Annotated in this window: 17 protein-coding genes; 11 read left to right on the forward strand and 6 right to left on the reverse strand. The window is 73.1% G+C overall.

Features of this window, described 5'->3' with window-relative positions; genetic code table 11:
• Positions 1 to 126 precede the first annotated feature (126 nt).
• The 3 genes from ACFE76_RS10140 (at position 127) to ACFE76_RS10150 (ending at position 3,581) form a co-directional block, all read left to right on the forward strand.
• Positions 127 to 1,239 carry a hypothetical protein gene (locus tag ACFE76_RS10140; protein WP_375431632.1) on the forward strand — a complete coding sequence of 371 codons (1,113 nt, stop codon included), beginning with the start codon at positions 127 to 129 and terminating at the stop codon, positions 1,237 to 1,239.
• A 52-nt stretch (positions 1,240 to 1,291) separates the two neighbouring features.
• Complete coding sequence (locus ACFE76_RS10145) at positions 1,292 to 2,353, forward strand: glycosyltransferase family 4 protein (RefSeq protein ID WP_375431701.1); 1,062 nt, start codon at positions 1,292 to 1,294, stop codon at positions 2,351 to 2,353.
• 178 nt (positions 2,354 to 2,531) lie between these two features.
• Entirely contained in the window at positions 2,532 to 3,581 is a 1,050-nt protein-coding gene (locus ACFE76_RS10150) for an ROK family glucokinase (protein ID WP_375431702.1), read from the forward strand.
• Between the two features lie 161 nt (positions 3,582 to 3,742).
• On the opposite strand, the gene ACFE76_RS10155 is transcribed toward ACFE76_RS10150, so the two are convergent.
• Positions 3,743 to 4,276, reverse strand: coding sequence for a hypothetical protein (locus tag ACFE76_RS10155; RefSeq protein WP_375431712.1), 534 nt, complete (start codon positions 4,274 to 4,276; stop codon positions 3,743 to 3,745).
• A complete protein-coding gene (locus ACFE76_RS10160; protein ID WP_375431633.1) occupies positions 4,254 to 5,165 on the reverse strand; it encodes an alpha/beta hydrolase in 912 nt (303 codons plus the stop codon). The genes ACFE76_RS10155 and ACFE76_RS10160 overlap by 23 nt, the downstream gene beginning before the upstream one ends.
• Before the next feature lie 73 nt (positions 5,166 to 5,238).
• On the opposite strand from ACFE76_RS10160, the gene ACFE76_RS10165 reads away from it, so the two are divergent.
• The 5 genes from ACFE76_RS10165 to ACFE76_RS10185 all read left to right on the forward strand — a co-directional run bounded on the left by ACFE76_RS10165 (position 5,239) and on the right by ACFE76_RS10185 (position 10,228).
• Positions 5,239 to 6,021 carry a lysophospholipid acyltransferase family protein gene (locus ACFE76_RS10165; RefSeq protein ID WP_375431634.1) on the forward strand — a complete coding sequence of 261 codons (783 nt, stop codon included), beginning with the start codon at positions 5,239 to 5,241 and terminating at the stop codon, positions 6,019 to 6,021.
• Positions 6,022 to 6,128: 107 nt separating this feature from the next.
• A complete protein-coding gene (locus tag ACFE76_RS10170; protein ID WP_375431703.1) occupies positions 6,129 to 6,848 on the forward strand; it encodes a lysophospholipid acyltransferase family protein in 720 nt (239 codons plus the stop codon).
• Positions 6,849 to 6,883: 35 nt separating this feature from the next.
• Complete coding sequence (locus ACFE76_RS10175; RefSeq protein WP_375431704.1) at positions 6,884 to 8,323, forward strand: class II 3-deoxy-7-phosphoheptulonate synthase; 1,440 nt, start codon at positions 6,884 to 6,886, stop codon at positions 8,321 to 8,323.
• A 16-nt stretch (positions 8,324 to 8,339) separates the two neighbouring features.
• Complete coding sequence (locus ACFE76_RS10180) at positions 8,340 to 9,365, forward strand: threonine aldolase family protein (RefSeq protein ID WP_375431635.1); 1,026 nt, start codon at positions 8,340 to 8,342, stop codon at positions 9,363 to 9,365.
• Positions 9,366 to 9,571: 206 nt separating this feature from the next.
• On the forward strand, positions 9,572 to 10,228 hold the full coding sequence (locus tag ACFE76_RS10185; RefSeq protein WP_375431636.1) for an MBL fold metallo-hydrolase: 657 nt from the start codon (positions 9,572 to 9,574) through the stop codon (positions 10,226 to 10,228).
• Positions 10,229 to 10,316: 88 nt separating this feature from the next.
• Here the strand turns inward: ACFE76_RS10185 and ACFE76_RS10190 are convergent, their stop codons facing one another.
• From ACFE76_RS10190 to ACFE76_RS10200, 3 genes are all read right to left on the reverse strand, one after another.
• On the reverse strand, positions 10,317 to 11,261 hold the full coding sequence (locus tag ACFE76_RS10190; RefSeq protein WP_375431637.1) for a DMT family transporter: 945 nt from the start codon (positions 11,259 to 11,261) through the stop codon (positions 10,317 to 10,319).
• Between the two features lie 43 nt (positions 11,262 to 11,304).
• Positions 11,305 to 13,359, reverse strand: coding sequence for a Stk1 family PASTA domain-containing Ser/Thr kinase (pknB, locus tag ACFE76_RS10195; protein ID WP_375431638.1), 2,055 nt, complete (start codon positions 13,357 to 13,359; stop codon positions 11,305 to 11,307).
• A 164-nt stretch (positions 13,360 to 13,523) separates the two neighbouring features.
• Positions 13,524 to 14,402: an NAD(P)-dependent oxidoreductase gene (locus ACFE76_RS10200; protein WP_375431639.1), complete on the reverse strand. Its 879-nt coding sequence runs from the start codon at positions 14,400 to 14,402 to the stop codon at positions 13,524 to 13,526.
• Positions 14,403 to 14,581: 179 nt separating this feature from the next.
• Here ACFE76_RS10200 and ACFE76_RS10205 point away from each other — a divergent pair, with 179 nt between their 5' ends.
• The 3 genes from ACFE76_RS10205 to ACFE76_RS10215 are packed head-to-tail and all read left to right on the forward strand — an operon-like array spanning position 14,582 to position 16,816.
• The gene (locus ACFE76_RS10205; RefSeq protein ID WP_375431640.1) at positions 14,582 to 15,634 is read left to right on the forward strand and encodes an LLM class flavin-dependent oxidoreductase; all 1,053 of its coding nucleotides are present in this window, start codon (positions 14,582 to 14,584) and stop codon (positions 15,632 to 15,634) included.
• Positions 15,635 to 15,671: 37 nt separating this feature from the next.
• Positions 15,672 to 16,373, forward strand: coding sequence for a thiamine phosphate synthase (locus ACFE76_RS10210; protein WP_375431641.1), 702 nt, complete (start codon positions 15,672 to 15,674; stop codon positions 16,371 to 16,373).
• The gene (locus tag ACFE76_RS10215; RefSeq protein ID WP_375431642.1) at positions 16,370 to 16,816 is read left to right on the forward strand and encodes a ribonuclease domain-containing protein; all 447 of its coding nucleotides are present in this window, start codon (positions 16,370 to 16,372) and stop codon (positions 16,814 to 16,816) included. Before ACFE76_RS10210 ends, ACFE76_RS10215 begins: the two co-directional genes overlap by 4 nt.
• 80 nt (positions 16,817 to 16,896) lie before the next feature.
• Here ACFE76_RS10215 and ACFE76_RS10220 read toward each other — a convergent pair whose 3' ends face one another.
• Positions 16,897 to 18,012, reverse strand: coding sequence for a polyprenyl synthetase family protein (locus ACFE76_RS10220; protein ID WP_375431705.1), 1,116 nt, complete (start codon positions 18,010 to 18,012; stop codon positions 16,897 to 16,899).
• Positions 18,013 to 18,064 lie beyond the last annotated feature (52 nt).

Raw genomic sequence — 18,064 nt, forward strand, 5'->3', positions numbered from 1 at the left:
TGGCGCGGTCTGCTGGCTCTGACGACCGTACTGGCGCTGGCGGGGTGTTCCTCTCCAGGCTCGGTTCCGCCGGACCCGCCGTCCAGATCCGCGACGGTCTCGTCCGAGGCAGCGGCCCAGCCAGCCGTGGACGACCTCGTCCGGGACGCCCTCGCCGGTGACCGGACGGCGTTCTCGACGCGGATCTCGAACCTCGACCCCTCCTTCGCCGACCGGGCCCGGCTGCTCTACGACAACCTGAGCGGGCTCCCGCTGGACCGGCTGCAGCTCCGGCTGCGCGGTACCGGCCAACCGCTCGCCGCCGCCCGGCAGCAGCTGCTCGGCGACCGAGCCTGGCGACAACAGGCGACCATCAGCTGGCGGCTGACCGGGGAGACTGCGTCCGCGACGGCGACGGTCTGGCTCACCTTCGTTCCCGGCCCCACCGGCGCCCTGTTGGCCGGCACGCTCGATCAGCCGGCCGGTACGCCGACTGCCCAGCCGATCTGGTGGACCGGCCCCGTCAGCGCGGTCCGCGAGGGGGGCGTCGCCGTCCTGGTCGGAGCGGGACAGCCGGCGGCGACGTGGCTGGCGCGAGCTCGAGCGGCGGTCGGCGACGTACGGCAGCGCGTCACGGCCGGCGCCGCCCAGACGTGGACCGGGACGGCCGTGGTCGAGGTGCCCGCCAGCCGGACTGACTTCGAGTCGGTGGTGGGCGCCACCTCGGGCAGCTACGCCGACATCGCCGCGGTCACCCTGGCCGAAGGTCCGGCCGCCACCGCCGCCGTCCGCGTCGTCGTCAACCCGGAGGTGACGCGCCGGCTCAGCGAGCTGGGAGTCGCCACCGTGCTCACCCATGAGGTGGTCCACGTCGCCACCCGGTCGGCGGACTCCCCGGCGCCGACGTGGGCGGTCGAAGGGCTCGCCGACGACGTGGCGTTCGCGAGCCATCCCGGCAGCGCGGCCGCCTCCACCCGTCTGCTCCACGAGCGGGTTCGCCAGCACGGCGCCCCCGCGGCCCTACCGACCAACCGCGCGTTCGGTGCCGGCCAGCCCGACCTTGACCTCACGTACGCCGAAGCGTGGTCGGTCTGCCGCTACGTCAGCACGGCCTGGTCGCCGGCGGCGCTGCAGCGGTTCTACACCGCCCTGGACGACGGCGCCCCGCTGGGCCGGGCAGCCGAGGACACCCTCGGGGTGTCCTCGGCCCGACTGACCGCCGGCTGGCGGCAGTGGCTGGCTGCGCAGGCAGGATCCTGACCTGCCCCGCACTCTCGTCCTGACCAACGACTTCCCGCCCCGGATCGGCGGCATCGAGTCGTTCGTGTCCGACGTCTGCGAGCTGCTGGACCGTGACGTGGTCGTCCTCGCTTCCGGCCCGCCCGACGCCGACCTCGGCGACGCCGACCGCGGTTACCCGGTCGTCCGCGGCGGGCCGCTGCTGGGACCCACCCCGCGGACGGCCCGGCAGGCGGTCCGGCTGCTGCAGGCCTACGGTGCGACCCGGTTGGTCCTCGGCGCCGCGGCCCCCCTCGGTCTGCTCGCCCCTGCGCTGCGTCGCGGCGGGGCGAAGCAGATCGTCGGCCTCACCCACGGCCACGAGGTCTGGTGGGCTCAGGTGCCGGGAGCACGGGCGCTGCTGCACCGGATCGGGGAGTCCTGTGACCACCTGACGGCCATCTCGGACTTCACCACTGCCCAGATCGCCCCGGCACTCACCCCGGCCGCTCAGTCCCGGATGCTGCGGCTCGCACCGCCGGTCGACCTGAGGGTCTTTCGTCCCGGACCTCCCCGGGCGGCGAGCCGACCGCGATGCGTCGCCGTGAGCCGTTTCGTCGTACAGAAGGGACTGGACGTGCTGCTGACGGCGTGGCGGACCGTCCTCGACGACTGGCCGGCCGGACGCGAGCGGCCGGAGCTGGTCGTGGTCGGGGCTGGACCCCAGTCGACCGCGCTGCACCGCCAAGCCGACCGGCTGGGACTGGGATCGACCGTCCGGTGGACCGGTGCGCTGCCGCGTGAGGCCGTGGTCGCCGAGCTGCAGGCGGCACAGGTCTTCGCCCTGCCGGTCCGCACCCGCTGGGCGGGACTGAACGCCGAAGGCCTGGGGCTGGCGGCGATCGAGGCTGCGGCGTGCGGGCTACCGGTGGTGGTCGGGGACTCGGGTGGGGCGCCGGAGACCGTACGCGACGGCGAGACCGGTCACGTGGTCCCCGCGGAGGATCCCCGCCTGCTGGCCGCGCTGCTGAGCGGACTGCTGCTCGACCCTGACCGGGCGGCCGCCATGGGCGCCGCCGGCCGCCGTCACGTGGCCGGACGCTACGGTATCGATCGAGCGCGGCTCACGCTCGAGCAGGCGCTCGGGACGGACTGAGCGGGCGCGTAATCTGTCGGCATCCAGCGTCGCCGTGGAGCAGCATCCGGCGGACCCGATGCGTGCTCCGGCGCGGAACCTGACGGGGAGGTGGGCGGTGCCCGACCACACCAGTGCACCGGTGGTGCTCGCCTCGCCGCACCGCCGGGCGCCACGGCCGACGGTGCCGACGGTGCCGCTGCTCAGCATCGGGATCGACATCGGGGGTACCAAGGTGGCCGCCGGGGTCGTCGACGAGCAGGGCCAGATCCTGGACCGCCGTCAGCTGCCGACTCCGTCGCGCAGCCCGCAGGCCGTGGAGGAGGCGATCGTCGGCCTCGTCGGCGAGCTGAGCACCCGGCACCGGGTCGAGTCCGTGGGAATCGGCGCCGCCGGTTGGGTGGACAACGAACAGGCCGTGGTCCGCTTCTCACCGCACCTGGCGTGGCGGTCGGAGCCGCTCAAGGCTCGACTGAGCGAACGGATCGCGTTGCCACTGATCGTCGACAACGACGCCAACGCTGCCGCCTGGGCGGAGTACCGGTTCGGCGCCGGCCGTGGTTCGTCGGTGATGGTCTGCATCACCCTCGGTACCGGAATCGGCGGCGGACTGGTGATCAACCGTCAGCTGTTCCGCGGCACGTACGGCATGGCGGGGGAGTGGGGCCACATGATCACCGTGCCGGGCGGGCACTGGTGCGAGTGCGGCAACCGCGGCTGCTGGGAGCAGTACGCCTCAGGAAACGCGCTCGTCCGGGAGGCGCGGGCGTTGGCCCGGACGCACTCACCGGCCGCCTACCGGCTGCTCGAGATCGGCGGCGGCGACCCCGACCGGATCACCGGGCCGGACGTGACCGCGGCCGCGATCGCGGGCGAGCCGAACGCCATCGAGCTGCTCGCCGACGTCGGTAGCTGGCTGGGCCGGGGCATCGCCAACCTCGCGGCCGCGCTCGACCCTGAGGTCGTGGTGATCGGCGGCGGGGTCAGCGCAGCCGGCGACCTGCTGCTGCACCCGGCGCAACAGGCGTTCAGCCGGACGCTGACCGGCCGCGGCTTCCGCGAGGAGGCCCGGCTGGTCCTCGCGCACTTCCGCAACGACGCCGGCCTGATCGGAGCCGCCGACCTCGCCCGGCACGCGATGGTGGAACCGCCCGACTCCGCCGGCGTCGGCTTCTGGCCCCGCCGCCGCAAACGCCGGGCCCGCGTCTCCCGCCGCCGCCGCGAAAGCCTTTGGGCCGCCCGGCCCTAGACTTTCCCCCCAGCGCCGAGGTGGGTCCCCCACTTCACATACCGGCGGGCGACCTCACAACCCCGCGCGCGCCTGTGGAGTCGCCCGCGACCATGTGAAGTGACCGTCCAGGGGGTGCCTCGGGTGCCGCGGCCGGGGGCTGGTAGGCCGAGGTGGCGGGCCTAGAGGACCGCGCCGTCGCCGGCGTCCGGCGGGCGGCTGCGGGGCAGTCGGGCGATCAGCACGGCGAAGCCGGCGAGGAAGCCCACGACAGCCACCCAGCCGACCCAGGCGGGGAAGCGGGCGCCGAAGGCGGCGGCGAGGACCACCAGGACGGCCCAGCCGATGCCCAGCCAGCCGAGCAGCGCCGGTACGGCCGGCCGACCGAGCGGTGGCATCGGGTCCGGCACGTAGTGCTCGACCGCAGGCGGCGGGGCCGGAGCCGGCGGCGGCTGGACGGGCAGGTGGAAGAGCGGGTGGTTGTCGGCCCAGTGCGGATCCGGTTCGCCGGCGCCCTCGGGTTCCAACGCCGGCAGGCTGGCCGGGGCATCGGCGTCGGCGAGCCGCTCCGCGGGCTGCTCGAGCGGCGGTCGGTCGGCGGTCAGGTGAAAGCCGGCGACGAGCTCGGCAAAGGCACGGTCGACGGCAGCCCGGTCGTCCTCACCCGGCTCCGTCATCACGCCCACCCCCCGGTCACGCCCGAGCTCCCTGGTCACGCGCGGGTTGCTCGTGCCGGCGGAAAAACTCCGCGGACCCCCGAAAGATGGTCTCCGCGTCGTAGTCCAGCGTGGCTACATGATAACTGCGTTCCAGCACCACGACCTCGAGCTCGGTGCTGTGAGTTCCGGCTCTGATCAGCGCGAGGGACGAGGGGTCGACGACGTGGTCCTGGCGCGACCAGTGGATGATCGTCGGCTGCTCGACCCGCGCCAGGTTCGCCCGGACGTCGGCCCACAGCTGGGTCTGGGAGTGCAGCGCCCGCAGCGGGTTGCGGTCGTACCCGCCCTCGTCCACGCCGGGTCGGGCGATGTCGTTGGCGATCCCGGGGAACGACGGGATGACGCTGAGCAGCCTGATCATCCGGATCCGCGGGTCCACGATGTTGATGCACGGGTTGACCAGCGCCAACGCGGCCACCCGGTCGCCGTGCTGCTCGGCCAGCCGTAGCGCCAGCGCCCCGCCCATCGACAGCCCCGCGACGAAGACCCGGTCACATTCGGCGGCCAGGGCGAGAAAGGCGCGGTCCACGGCCGCGTACCAGTCGGTCCACTGCGTGCGGTTGAGCTCCGCCCAGCTGGTGCCGTGGCCCGGCAGCCGGGGCACTGCCACCCGGAACCCCTCGGCCTGGAGGTGCTGGGCCCACGGCCGCATCGAGTGCGGCGAGCCGGTGAACCCGTGACAGAGCAGCACGCCGAGGGGGCCGGAGCCACCGGCGTACGGCTCGGCGTCGGGCCGGACGGGTGCCGAGGTGGGCGCGTCCGCCGGCGGCAGCGGTGACCGGTCGAGCAGTCGGCTGGCCAGGCCGCGGGCCGGTCGGCTCAGTCGTTCCAGCGAGCGCGTCGCACTCGTGCGCGTGCTCGAGGGGCCGAGGTGCTGCTGAGTCACCCGGGCATGGTGACACGAACGCCCGTGCTGCGGCCATCGGCGCACGTCCGTACGCAACCACTAGGCTCACCGGGTGCTCTACTGGCTGCTCAAATGGGTCGTCTTCCTGCCGGTCATCCGGCTGCTGTTCCGACCCTGGGTCGAGGGCCGCGAGCACATCCCCTCCTCCGGGCCGGCGATCCTGGTCGGCAACCACGTCTCGGCCGGTGACACCTACCTGCTGCCGGCGTTGATCAGCCGTCGGGTGATCTTCCCGGCCAAGGCCGAGGCGTTCGAGGGCCGCGGGTTCCGCGGACGGGTGCTCAAGATCTTTCTGGAGGGCATCGGCATGAAGCCGATGGACCGCTCCGGCGGCCGGGCCAGCGCGACCAGCATGGTCAGCGTGTCGCAGGTGCTGCGCCAGGGCCAGCTGCTCGGGATCTTCCCCGAGGGCACCCGCTCGCCCGACGGACGGCTGCACAAGGGCAAGACCGGAGTCGCCCGGCTCGCGCTGCAGGCGCGGGTCCCGGTGATCCCGGTCGGCATGGTCGACACCGCGTTCGTCCGGCTGCCGGTGCTCGGAATTCCCGTGATGCGGCGTCCGGGGCTGCGGATCGGCGCCCCGCTGGACTTCTCTCGCTACGCCGGCGCCGGGAACGACCGCGACGTGCTGCGCTACGTGACCGACGAGATCATGGCCGCGGTGCAGCAGCTCTCCGGCCAGACCTACGTCGACGCGTACGCGAGCTCGGTGAAGGCCGCGGCCGCCGAGGGGCGCCCGTTCGCGGTGACGGAGCTGGAACGGCCCGGCGTGGGGAAGCCGGTCCCGCCGCTGCCGCCGGCCACGTCGGCGCCGTCCGTGTCGGACTCCGCGTGAGCAACGCCGCTCCGGGCGCGGAGCCGTCCGGCGAGCCGGGCGCTGACCTGGTCTCGTTCGGCGCGGACGGGCGGGTCAGCGTCGAGTCGAGCCGTTCGGGCCGGGGCATCTACTGGCTGCTGCGGCACGTCCTGCTCGGGCCGGCGATCAGCAAGATCTTCCGGCCGATCGACGAGGGCGTGGAGAACGTCCCGGCGACCGGGCCGGCGATCCTCGCCAGCAACCACCTGTCCTTCGCGGACTGGCTGTTCATGCCGTTGGCCCTGGACCGGCGGGTGACGTTCGTGGCCAAGTCCGACTACTTCACCGGCGTGGGGGTCAAGGGCTGGGCGCAGAAGCGCTTCTTCGCCGGCACCGGCCAGGTGCCGATCGACCGGACGGGCGGCCGGGCCAGCGAGGGCGCGATAAGCGCCGGGCTCAAGGTGCTGGAGCGCGGCGAGCTGTTCGGGATCTATCCCGAGGGCACCCGCAGTCACGACGGTCGGCTCTACAAGGGTCGGACCGGCGTCGCGCGGATGGCGCTCTTGGCCAAGGTGCCGGTGATCCCGACCGCGGTGATCGGCACCGACGTGATCGCGCCGCCCGGCCAGATCGTCCGCAAGATCGTCAGCCCCACGGTTCGCTTCGGCACCCCGCTGGACTTCTCCCGCTACGAGGGCCTGAGCGAGGACCGCTTCATCCTGCGGTCGATCACCGACGAGATCATGTACGCGATCATGGAGCTCTCCGGCCAGGAGTACGTCGACCTCTACGCGCCGACCGCCAAGGAGGTCGCCGCCCGCGAGGCCGTGGCGGCCGAACGGGACGAGGTCTCCCCGCAGGCCTGAGCCCGGTCGTGGTGGTGCGGCTGCCCAGCGGGTGAATTCGGGGGTCGGCGGCGCCTGCGCCGTCTAGGGTGTACGTCGTGCTCGCATCGTCCTCGGTTCCCTCGCTGGCAGAGCTGCACGCTCTGAACCCTCTCCAGCAGCCGACCTACGCGGACGCGGGCGCGCTCGACTCGGTGATCGACAAGCTGCGGACGCTGCCGCCGCTGGTCTTCGCCGGCGAGTGTGACGCCCTCCGCGCCAAGATGGCGAGTGTCGCCGCGGGCGAGGCGTTCCTGCTGCAGGGGGGCGACTGCGCCGAGACGTTCGAGGGGGTCACGGCCGCCAACATCCAGGGCAAGCTGCGTACGCTGCTCTCGATGGCCGTCGTGCTGACCTACGCGGCTCAGGTCCCGATTGTGAAGGTCGGCCGGATGGCCGGCCAGTACGCCAAGCCCCGCAGCTCGGCCACCGAGATCCGGAACGGCGTCGAGCTGCCGGCCTACCGCGGCGACGCGGTCAACGGCTTCGACTTCAACCCGGCCTCCCGCGAGCCCGACCCGCAGCGGCTGCTGGGCGTCTACAACGCCTCCGCGGCCACGCTCAACCTGACCCGCGCCTTCGTCACCGGCGGTTTCGCCCATCTGCGCAGCGTGCACAGCTGGAACGCCGATTTCGTGCTCAGCTCGGCTGCGGTGCAGTACCAGGCGCTGGCCGGCGAGATCGACCGCGCCCTGGCGTTCATGGTGGCCTGTGGGATCGACGACGAGGAGTTCCGTACCGTCGACTTCTACTCCAGCCACGAGGCGCTGGTGCTGGAGTACGAGCACGCGCTCACCCGGATCGACTCGCGGACCTCGCAGCCGTACGGCACCTCCGGGCACTTCCTCTGGATCGGGGAGCGGACTCGCCAGCTGGACGGGGCCCACGTCGAGCTGATGCGCCACATCCGCAACCCGCTCGGGATCAAGCTCGGCCCGACCACGACCGCGGACACGGCGCTGGAGCTGGCTGACCGGCTGGACCCCGACCACGAGCCCGGTCGGATCACCTTCATCACCCGGATGGGGGCGGGCAAGGTGCGCCAGATCCTGCCCGAGGTCGTGGCCAAGGTCACCGCCAGCGGGCGCCAGGTGGCGTGGGTCTGCGACCCGATGCACGGCAACACGTTCGAGGCGCGGAACGGCTACAAGACCCGCGCCTTCTCCGACGTCATGGAGGAGCTGAACGGCTTCTTCGACGTCCACGAAGAGCTCGGCACCTGGCCCGGCGGCGTGCACGTGGAGCTGACCGGCGACGACGTCACCGAGTGCGTCGGTGGCAGCGACGACCTGGTCGAGGCCGACCTGGTCAACCGCTACGAGACCCTCTGCGACCCGCGCCTCAACCGCAACCAGTCCCTCGAGCTGGCCTTCCTGGTCGCCGAGCGGCTGACCACGGGCCGGATCGCCCGGGCGGCCGTCGTGCCGACCGGCTCGGCCGTGCCCGCAGTCGTCTGACGACGAGGACTTCCCGATGATCGACCTGCGGTCGGACACCGTCACGCGACCGACCGAGGGGATGCGGGCCGCCATGGCCGCGGCGCCCGTCGGGGACGACGTGTACGGGGAGGACCCGAGCGTCCTCGAGCTCGAGCGGCGGACCGCAGAGCTGATGGGGCACGAGGCGGGGCTGTACTGCGTGTCGGGCTCGCTGACCAACCTGCTCGGCGTCCGGATGCTGGTGGAGCCCGGTGAGGAGGTCCTCTGTGACGTCGGTGCCCACATCGCCCGGGCCGAGATGGGCGCGCACGCGGCCGTGCACGGGCTGACCATGCGTACCTGGCCCTCGGACCGGGGTCGGCTCGACGTGGAGCGGGTCCGGGAGATCCTCTCGCCCTCAGCCGGACCCTACCTGGTCTCGACGACGGCGGTCGCGGTCGAGAACACCCACAACTTCGGCGGCGGTACCGTTCAGCCGCTCGAGCAGCTGGAGGCCACCAGCGCGCTGTGCCGCGAGCACGGGCTCGGCTTCCACCTGGACGGCGCTCGGCTCTGGAACGCCCACCTGGCCACGGGTGTGCCGCTGGCGACCTACGGCCGGCTCTTCGACACCGTCAGCCTCTGCTTCTCCAAGGGTCTCGGCGCTCCGGTGGGCTCGGTGCTCGTCGGCTCCGCGGCGAACATCGCCCGGGCCCGGGTGCAGCGCAAGCGGCTCGGTGGCGGCTGGCGGCAGGCCGGCATGCTCGCCGCCGGAGCCTCGTACGCCCTCGACCACCACCTCGAGCGGATGGCCGAGGACCACGTCGCCGCTCGCCGGCTCGCGACCGCGGTCGCCGAGCACGCTCCGGCCGCCGTGGACCTCGACAACCTTGAGACCAACATCGTGGTGCTGAGCACCGGCGAGGTCCCCGCCGCCCCGATCGCCGCCGCCGCGGCCGAGCACGGCGTCCTCGTCTCCGCGCTGGGGCCGCGGATGCTCCGGGCCGTCACCCACCTCGACGTCAGCGGCGACGACTGCGCCGAGGCCGGCCGGGTGCTCGGGGCGCTGATCGCCGTCTGATCCGCTTACCTTGCGACATGGTGCCGCGAGTACGCGGCACCATGTCGCAACGTCTTTGTCGCCGTCGACGTTTCTCGACCGGGCCCGGCTCACCAGTGGAGCGGACGGGCGGGATACGTGCTCATCGGTCATCCCGGCATGCTGACCGTCGCGGCTCGGCGACGCCACCCGAGCTCCGCCGGAGCGGACCTGAGTAGCGTGACCCCATGCGCATTGCCCACCTCGGCCACGCCGCCGTCCTCGTCGAGACCGAAGCCGCCCGCATCCTCATCGATCCCGGCGCCTTCTCGACCGACTGGCACGGGCTGACCGACCTCGACGCTGTGCTCGTCACCCACCAGCACCCCGACCACCTCGACCCGGCCGCGCTGCCGACGCTGCTCGCCGCGAACCCGTCCGCAAAGGTCTACGTCGAACCGTCGATCCTCCTGCAGGTGCAGTCTGGCGACCTGCCGTCGCTCGGTGACGCCCAGGCGCTGGCCGCCGGCGAGCAGACCACCGTCGGCGACGTGCTGGTCACCGCCGGCGGGGGCCGGCACGCGGTGATCCACCGCGACCTGCCGGGCATCGGCAACGTCGGCTACGTGCTGCGGTCGGCGGGGGAGCCGACCTTCTTCCACCCGGGCGACTCCTACGACACCGTGCCGAGCGGAGTCGACCTGCTGGCCGTCCCCGCGTACGGGCCGTGGGCCGCGCTGAAGGAGACGATCGACTTCGTCCGGGCGGTGGGGGCGCTGGAGGGATTCCCGATCCACGACGAGCTGCTGAACGACCGCGGTCGCGGCCTGGTCCGCGGCCGCCTGGACGCGATGACCAGCACCCGGGTGGTCGACCTCCGGGGCGGGGTCACGCACCAGTTCTGAGGCGCCGCACCCCGTCTCCGGATGATCAGCAAGGCGACCACGAGCAGGATGACCAGCGCCACCACCAGCGCGATCACCCCGCCGCGACTCACGGGGACGACTCCTGGCCGCGCGGCGCGGGGATCTCCTCGTCGGCGGCTGGAGGACGACCGCGTCGACGGTGCGGGGCCAGCTCGACCAGGTACATGGCGGTGAGGATAGCGACCCCGCCGGTCACCATCCGGGTCGTGAGCCGTTCGCCGCCGAACGCGACCGCGAACGCCGCCGCCCAGACGGGTTCCATCGCCATCACCACGGCCGCCCGGGCCGGCTCCACCCGGGCCTGGGCCCAGGTCTGCAGCACCATGGTCAGCGCCCCGGCGACCACGCCGAGGTAGGCCACGATCAGCCAGTCCTGGCCAGACGTCGGCAGCTGGAGCCCGGCCCCGCTACCGCTGCCGGGCCAGCAGGCGGCCACCGTGCAGACGAGGGTGATCGTGGCCACTTGGACGACGCTCAGACCGAGCGCCTCGCCGGGCGCGCTGAGCCGGCCCATCACCAGGATGTGCGCCGCGTAGACCAGCGCCGACGCGATGGTCAACAGCTCGCCGTAGCCCAGGCTGAAGCCGTGCAGCGACAGCACGCCGAGGCCGACGGTGGCCAGCCCGGTCGCCAGCCAGGTGGTCGGCGGGACGCGCGCCCGCAGCAGGACGGCGGCCAGCAGCGGGGTGGCGACCACGTAGAGGCCGGTCAGGAAGCCGGACACGCTGGCCGCGGTGTGGGCGAGGCCGACGGTCTGCAGCACCTGGGCCACCCCGTAGAGCAGTCCAAGGACCACGCCGGAGCGGATCGTCGTCCGGGTCAGCCGCAACCGCCGGCCGGTGAACAGCAGCAGGGCCACCGTGGCCATCGCGAACCGGAGGGCCAGCATGTCGGTCACCGGCAGCCGGGTGAGCAGGTCGTGGATGACGAAGAAGGTCGAGCCCCACGCGGCCGTCATCACCAGCAGCGCCGTCAGCGCGCCCCACTCGCCGCGGGCGGGGGAGGACGGCACCGGACCACCCTAAGCCGTGCCACGAGCGCCGACGGTCGGCCGCTCAGACCACCCAGAGGGTGATGGTCGAGCCTTTGGGCGCCTCGCTGCGCATCTTGGGACGAGTCGTGACGACGTAGCCCAGCCCGAGGTAGTTGACTGCCGCCGGCCGCACCTTGGTCCGGAAGCCGGCGTCGCTCATCACCTTCTCGGCCGCTCGGATGCCCATCGCCCGCACGTTCGGCACGGTGACCATCACCGGGCCGAGAGAACGGGTGAGGGTGACCGTGTCGCCCTTGGCGCCGACGCCGGAGTTGGGCGTCTGCTTCAGCACCAGGTCTTTGGCGACGGTCCCGGAATGTGCGGTCTTGGCCACCACCGTGAAGCCGAGCTTCTTCAGTGCGGTGACCGCGGCGTCCGCCGGCTTGCCGGTGTAGTCCGCGACGGTGATCGGCTTTGGTCCCTGGGAGACGGTCAGGACGACGGGGGTCTGCGGTTTCACCCTGGTGCCGGCGTCGAGCGAGGCGCTCAGCACCGTCCCGACCGCGACGGTGTCGCTCCAGGACTGCGTGACCGGGGCTGCGGTGAGGTGCGCCGCGTTCAGCGCCGTGGTGGCGGCGGCCTGGGTAAGGCCGACCACCGCTGGCACCGGGTAGCGCTCGGGACCCTGGGAGACCATCGCCTCGATCTCGCCGCCGTCAGCGACCTTGGCTCCCGGTCCTGGATCGGTCGAGATCACGGTGCCTTTGGGCACGGTCTCGCTGAAGGCGTCCTCGGTCCGCAGCTGCAGGCCGGACCGGTCGGCGACCTGCTCGGCCTCGGCCTGGCTGAGCGAGGTCAGCGCCGGGGCGGTGGTGAACCGGCCCTCGGTCCAGTAGTAGACGCCGGACGCGGCGACGGCGGTCAGCAGCAGCACCAGCAGCAGCGCGAGCCAGCCGCGGCGACGCTTGCGGCGTTGCCGTTCCTGCTGGTCGGCTACCCGGGCGGCAGCGAGCTGACGTTGCGGCGGGACGGGCGCGGGCAGCGGCACCGGCGGCGGGGCGTCGCGGACGGTCGGGGTCGGGACAGTGGGCACCTGTCCCGGCGGCCGTAGGTCGGGTGGGCGCGGGGCGAAACCAGTCGGGCGTGACGGCGGCAACGGAGCGCTGACCAGCTGCGTCAGCTCGTCGTCGGACCGGTCGTCCGGCGGGCGGACCGCGCTCAGGTCCTGGGTCAGCTCAGCATCCTCGCTCAGCCCGTCGCGCAGCGCAGTCCGGACCCGGCGGACCTGGTTGAGCATGACCCGGGCGTCGTGCGGCCGGGCGGCCGGCTCGCGGGCGGTCGCCCCGCGGACCAGCGCGTCCAGGTACGGCGGGATGCGCGACAGCCCGCCACCCTCAGCCAGCACGGTCGAGGGCGCCGGGACGTCGGCGTGCACGTGCGCGTACGCGACCTGGATCGGCGTCTCGCCGGTGTGCGGCTTGCGGCCGGTCAGCAGCTCGAACAGCACGACCCCGGCGCTGTAGACGTCCGATCGCGCGTCGGCGCGACCCGAGAGGACGAGCTCGGGCGGCAGGTAGGAGACCGTGCCGATCAGCAGACCCTGGGTGGCGGTGGACGTCTGCGAACTGACCGCCTTGGCCAGGCCGAAGTCGGCGACCTTGATCTGTCCGCGGTCGCTGATCAGGACGTTCTCGGGCTTGACGTCGCGGTGCACCAGTCCCGCGTCGTGGGCCGCGGCGAGCGCGGCGAGGATCGGCTCCAGGACCTCCAACGCCCGCAGCGGGGCCATCGGCGCCTCGCGGACGATGATGTCGCGCAGGGTCGGGCCCTCGACGTACTCCATCACGATGTACGGCCGGACCGTGTGCCCGTCCAGCACGGCTTGGCCCTGGTCGAAGACCGAGACGACGTTGGGGTGGGAGAGCCGGGCGGCGGCCCGCGCCTCCCGGTCGAACTTGCGGGCGAACTCCGCGTCGTCGCCCAGCCCGACGTGCATCACCTTGACCGCGACCGTCCGGGTGAGCCGGGTGTCGACCGCCTGGTAGACCGTCGCCATCCCGCCCCGGGCGAGGCGGCTCGTGATCTGGTACCGGCCGTCGAGCACCTGGCCGACCAGGGGATCCCCGACGCTGGTCATGGTCACGCCTGCTCCCGACACTCACATGTTGGTGGCCCGCTGGGCCTCGGCCCTGATCGTAAGTGTCGGAGAGGTCTCGGCCCGGTCAGGCGCGCCGCCCGCCTGCTCGTGCGCACTCACCTGTCGAGGATGCCCTCGCGACCTGTCAGCCGCGCCCCGGCGGGTCAGGATCCACGAACAGGCCGCCGCGGACGCAGGGCGACGTGCACCGCCGCGATGTCGTCGTGACCGTGACCGGCGGCGCTGGCCTCGGCGTACAGCTCACGGACCGCGGCCAGCAGGTCGTCGGGCATCCCGGCCAGCCGCGCGGCGTCGGCGATCAGCCCGAGGTCCTTGAGGCCGCCGTCCAGCGCGAACGAGGGTGCGAGCCGCTCGGTCAGCATGGCGCGGCCCTTGATCTGGGCGTACGCGCTGTCGGTGCCGCCGCCGGCGATGGCCTCCAGGAAGAGCATCGGGTCGACGTCCTGGGCGGCGGCGAGGGCGAGCGACTGTGCCGTGGCGGTGGTGAGGGTCAGCACCCAGGCGTTGCAGGCCAGCTTCAGCGCCGACGCCGCCCCCGGTCGGGCCCCGGCCCAGACCACCCGGCTGCCGATCGCTGCGAACACAGGCTCGGCCCGCAGCCCGAGCCCGGGGTCGCCGCTGGCCAGCACGACCAGGGTGCCCTCCTCGGCCGGTCCTCTCGTGCCCAGCACGGGCGCGTCGAGGTAGTCCAGAGCGTGGGCGCCGGCCCACGTGGCGAGCGCGGCCGTACCTTCGGGTCCGACCGTGCCCGTCTGCAGCCAGAGCGTGCCCGGCGCGAACGCGGCGGCTGCGTCCTGGACGACCTCCCGGGTGGCGTCGAGGTCGAAGAGCATGGTGAGCACGATCCCGGCGCCGTCGACCGCCGCGACGGGGGAGTCGGCCAGGGTCGCGCCGGCGTCGGCCAGCGGGGCGGCCCGCTCGGCGGAACGGTTCCACACCCGGACCTGGTGCCCGGCGCGGAGCAGGTTACGCGCCATGGCCGCGCCCATGGTCCCGGTCCCGAGGACGGCGATGTCGGTCATGGACCAGTTGTACCCGTCGCGTCCGCGGCGTTGTCGTCGGCACCAGTCGCTACGACACCCGGGTGACCGGGACGCGTACGGGCACGGCGATCGTGAGCTGAGCCGGGAGGGGTGTCGTCCAGCAGGAATAATTGACCGATCAATCGTGCTGTCCCGGGCGACTCTAGGAGGAGCACGACATGGAATTCGGACTCACCACTTTCGCCGAGATCAACGACCCGGCAACCTCGCCCGGCGAGCGGCTGCGCCAGGTCGTCGAGGAAGGCGTGCTGGCCGACCAGCTCGGCCTCGACGTGTACGGCGTCGGCGAGCACCACCGGCCCGACATGGCTGCGTCCGCCCCCGAGATCATCCTGGCCGCCATCGCCGGCGCCACGTCGCGGATCCACCTGAGCAGCGCCGTCACCGTGCTCAGCTCGGCGGATCCCGTCCGTACGTTCCAGAACTTCGCCACCCTCGACCTGATCTCCGGCGGCCGGGCCGAGCTGATGGCTGGCCGCGGTTCGTTCACCGAGTCGTTCCCGCTCTTCGGCTATTCCCTCGGCGACTACGACCAGCTGTTCGCCGAAAAGCTCGACCTGCTGCTCGCCCTGCGCGAGGAGGGCCCGACGACCTGGTCCGGTCGGTTCCGCGCCCCGCTGGACAACATCGTCGTGCACCCGCGCCCCGAGGGCCGACCGCTGCCGGTCTGGGTCGCGGTGGGCGGCACACCCAACTCGGTCATCCGGGCCGGCACGCTCGGCCTGCCCGTGGCGCTGGCCATCATCGGCGGCCAGCCGGCCGCGTTTGCCCCGCTGGCCGACCTGTACCGGCGCGCCCTGGCCCACGGCGAGCACGACCCGGCCACCCCGCTCGCGGTGCACAGCCACGGCTACATCGCCCTCGACGAGCAGCAGGCGCGGGCGGACTTCCTGCCCAGCTATCGCGCCACCTTCGCCAAGCTCGGCCGCGAGCGCGGCTGGCCGCCCATGTCGGACGCGCAGGTCGAGTCGCTGATCGGTCCCGACGGTGCCCTGTTCTTCGGCCACCCCGAGCGGGTCGCGGACAAGATCGTCACCCTGCACGAGCAGCTCGGCATCGAGCGGTTCGAGCTGCACGTCAGCCACGTCGACCATGCCTTGACGATGCGATCGATCGAGCTGTTCGCGACCGAGGTGGCCCCGCTGGTCCGGGCGCGTCTCGCTGCGCGTGAGTGGAGCGAGCCCAGAGGTCAGGTTTCCGCCGTCGTCTGACCGGCAGCGCGGGAAGGTCAGCCTTTAAGGTGAGCGCGTGACGGTGCTCCGCGGACTCGACGCCCGGCTACGGCTGGCGCGGCTCTGCCTGGTCACCGACGGCCGCGAGCAGCAGGGTGACCTGGCTGAGTTCCTCGGTGCGGCGTTCGCCGGCGGGGTGGACCTGGTCCAGCTCCGGCCGCCTGGGCTGACACCAGCCTGCGTCGAGGTCGCTCGGCAGGCGGCCGCGTCCGTCCAGGTGCTGGTCGGGCTGCGCGAGTCGCTCGCGCTGGCTGCGGAGGTCCAGGTCGACGTGCTGCACCTGGTTCAGCCGCGTGAGACGTCGGCTGCCGCTCGCCGACACCTGCACCCGTACGCGCTGCTGGGCCGCTCGGTCCACGACGAGCGCGAGCTCGCGGCTGCCCTCGCTGACGACGACGTCGACTACCTGACCGTGGGTCCGGTCTACGGCGTCCCGCCCGACCTGGAGCTGGTCCGCCACGCTGCGGCTGCGGCGCCGGTGTACGCGATGAGCTCCAAGCCTTGGTTCGCCGTCGGCGGGATCACCGCCGACAACCTCAGCGCGGTCCTCGAGGCCGGAGCCGGCCGGATCTGCGTGTCCCGCGCGCTCACCTGGGCCGCTGATCCCCGCGGCACCGCCCGGACCTTCGCCGCCGCTCTGCGCGAGGCGTGGCGGTCCGACCCCGCGGCCGAGCGTTACACCTTCGCGGCCGCGGCCAGCCCCGGTCGCCGCCGGTGAGCGCACGGGCCAAGACCGTCGGCGCCGTCGTGGCGCTGCTCGTGCTCGTGCTGCTCGGCTACCTGGTCGGCCCCGGGGGTGACGCCGGTCCCAGCACCGCCACCCCGGCCGGATCGCCGTCCGCCGCCCGCGCGAGCCACGATCTCGAGACGGGACTGCCGCTGGTATCGCTGGCCGGGCTGCCGGTCGAGGCGCAGCGAACCGTCTCGCTGATCGACGCGGGCGGCCCGTTCCCGTACGCCAAGGACGGCAGCACCTTCGCCAACCGGGAGCGGCTGCTGCCCGCGCACCCCTCCGGCTGGTACCGGGAGTACACCGTCGTCACGCCCGGCTCGGCCGACCGCGGCGCCCGCCGGATCATCACCGGCGACCGCGGCCGGCAGCTCTTCTGGACCGCCGACCACTACGCCTCGTTCGCCCGGATCCAGGCCGCTCCGCCCTGAAAAACGACCCCGAAACGGGCTAAATCGCCTCGTGAGGGCCACCTTTGGCCATCTCGGGGTCGATTTCCAGGGACAGCGTCTCAGAACGTTCGCCGGACGGCCGCCTCGGCGAGAGCGGTGAGCCCTTGCCGACCCGGATCGGTCAGGTCGGCGGCGGCCAGCGCGGCGAGGCTGCGCTCGTAACCCTGCTCGATCATCGCCTCGACGGCGTCGCGGGCGCCGGACTCGACGATCACCTGCTGCAGGTCCGCCACCCCGGAGGGGTCGAGATCGGGGTCGCCGAGCCGGGTCCGGAGCAGCGACTGGCCCGCCGGGCTGGCGTGCGCGTACGCGTGGGCGACCAGGACGGTCCGCTTGCCTTCGCGAAGGTCGTCCCCGACCGGCTTGCCGGTCAGTGCGGCGTCGCCGAAGACGCCCAGCTCGTCGTCGCGGAACTGGAAGGCCCGGCCGAGCGGCGACCCGTACGCCGCGAGCGCCGTCTGCAACCGGTCGTCGCCGCCGGCCAGCGCCGCCCCGAGCTGGCAGGGTCGGGAGACCGTGTAGCGGGCGGACTTGTACTCCACCACCCGCTCCGCCTCGTCCAGCGCCCGGCCGACGTCCTCCCCGAGCGGTTGCGCCTGCGCGACGATGTCGAGGTACTGGCCGCAGGTCACCTCGGTCCGCATCGTTTCAGCGATCGGGGTGGCGGCTGCGAGCACTGCCGGCTCGAGACCGCACTGCTGCAGCAGCTGCACCGACCACATCACCAAGAGGTCCCCGAGCAGGATGGCCCCGGCCCGCCCGAACGCGGCCGCGTCGCCCAGCCGCGCCGAACCGGCGTGCTGCGCCTCGAACTGGCGGTGGGCCGCGGGCTGGCCCCGCCGGACGTCCGAGGCGTCCATCACGTCGTCGTGCACCAGGGCGCTGACGTGCAGCAGGTCCAGGGAGGCCGCCGCCCGCAGCAGGGCGGTCGGCTCGTCGGCGGGCAGCCCGTCGGCCGCGACGAAGCCCCAGACGCAGAACGCCGGCCGCAGCCGTTTGCCCCCCGCGAGCAGCTGCGTGGCCATCGTCTGGACGGCGCCGAGCTCGGGCCCCATCGCGGCCAGGGCCGGCGCCTGCTCGTCGACGAAGGTCGCCAGCACCCTACCGACGGCGTCGGTGAAGGCGGCCGACAGCGGATCTTCCGGCTGCAGCACGGCGGACTCGGGGGGTGACACGGTGACCACATGCTGAGCCTACGGAGGCGGGACGGGACCCCGACTAGGGTGG

Origin of the sequence: uncultured Friedmanniella sp. (assembly GCF_964244005.1) — a bacterium.
In the GTDB taxonomy this organism is placed as follows: Bacteria; Actinomycetota; Actinomycetes; order Propionibacteriales; family Propionibacteriaceae; genus Microlunatus.

Bases quoted from the DNA above. Each gene is read 5' to 3' on its own strand.
- ACFE76_RS10205 (WP_375431640.1), top strand. From the start codon at position 14,582: ATGGAATTCGGACTCACCACTTTCGCCGAGATCAACGACCCGGCAACC.
- pknB (WP_375431638.1), bottom strand. From the start codon at position 13,359: ATGACCAGCGTCGGGGATCCCCTGGTCGGCCAGGTGCTCGACGGCCGG.
- ACFE76_RS10180 (WP_375431635.1), top strand. From the start codon at position 8,340: ATGATCGACCTGCGGTCGGACACCGTCACGCGACCGACCGAGGGGATG.
- ACFE76_RS10200 (WP_375431639.1), bottom strand. From the start codon at position 14,402: ATGACCGACATCGCCGTCCTCGGGACCGGGACCATGGGCGCGGCCATG.
- ACFE76_RS10185 (WP_375431636.1), top strand. From the start codon at position 9,572: ATGCGCATTGCCCACCTCGGCCACGCCGCCGTCCTCGTCGAGACCGAA.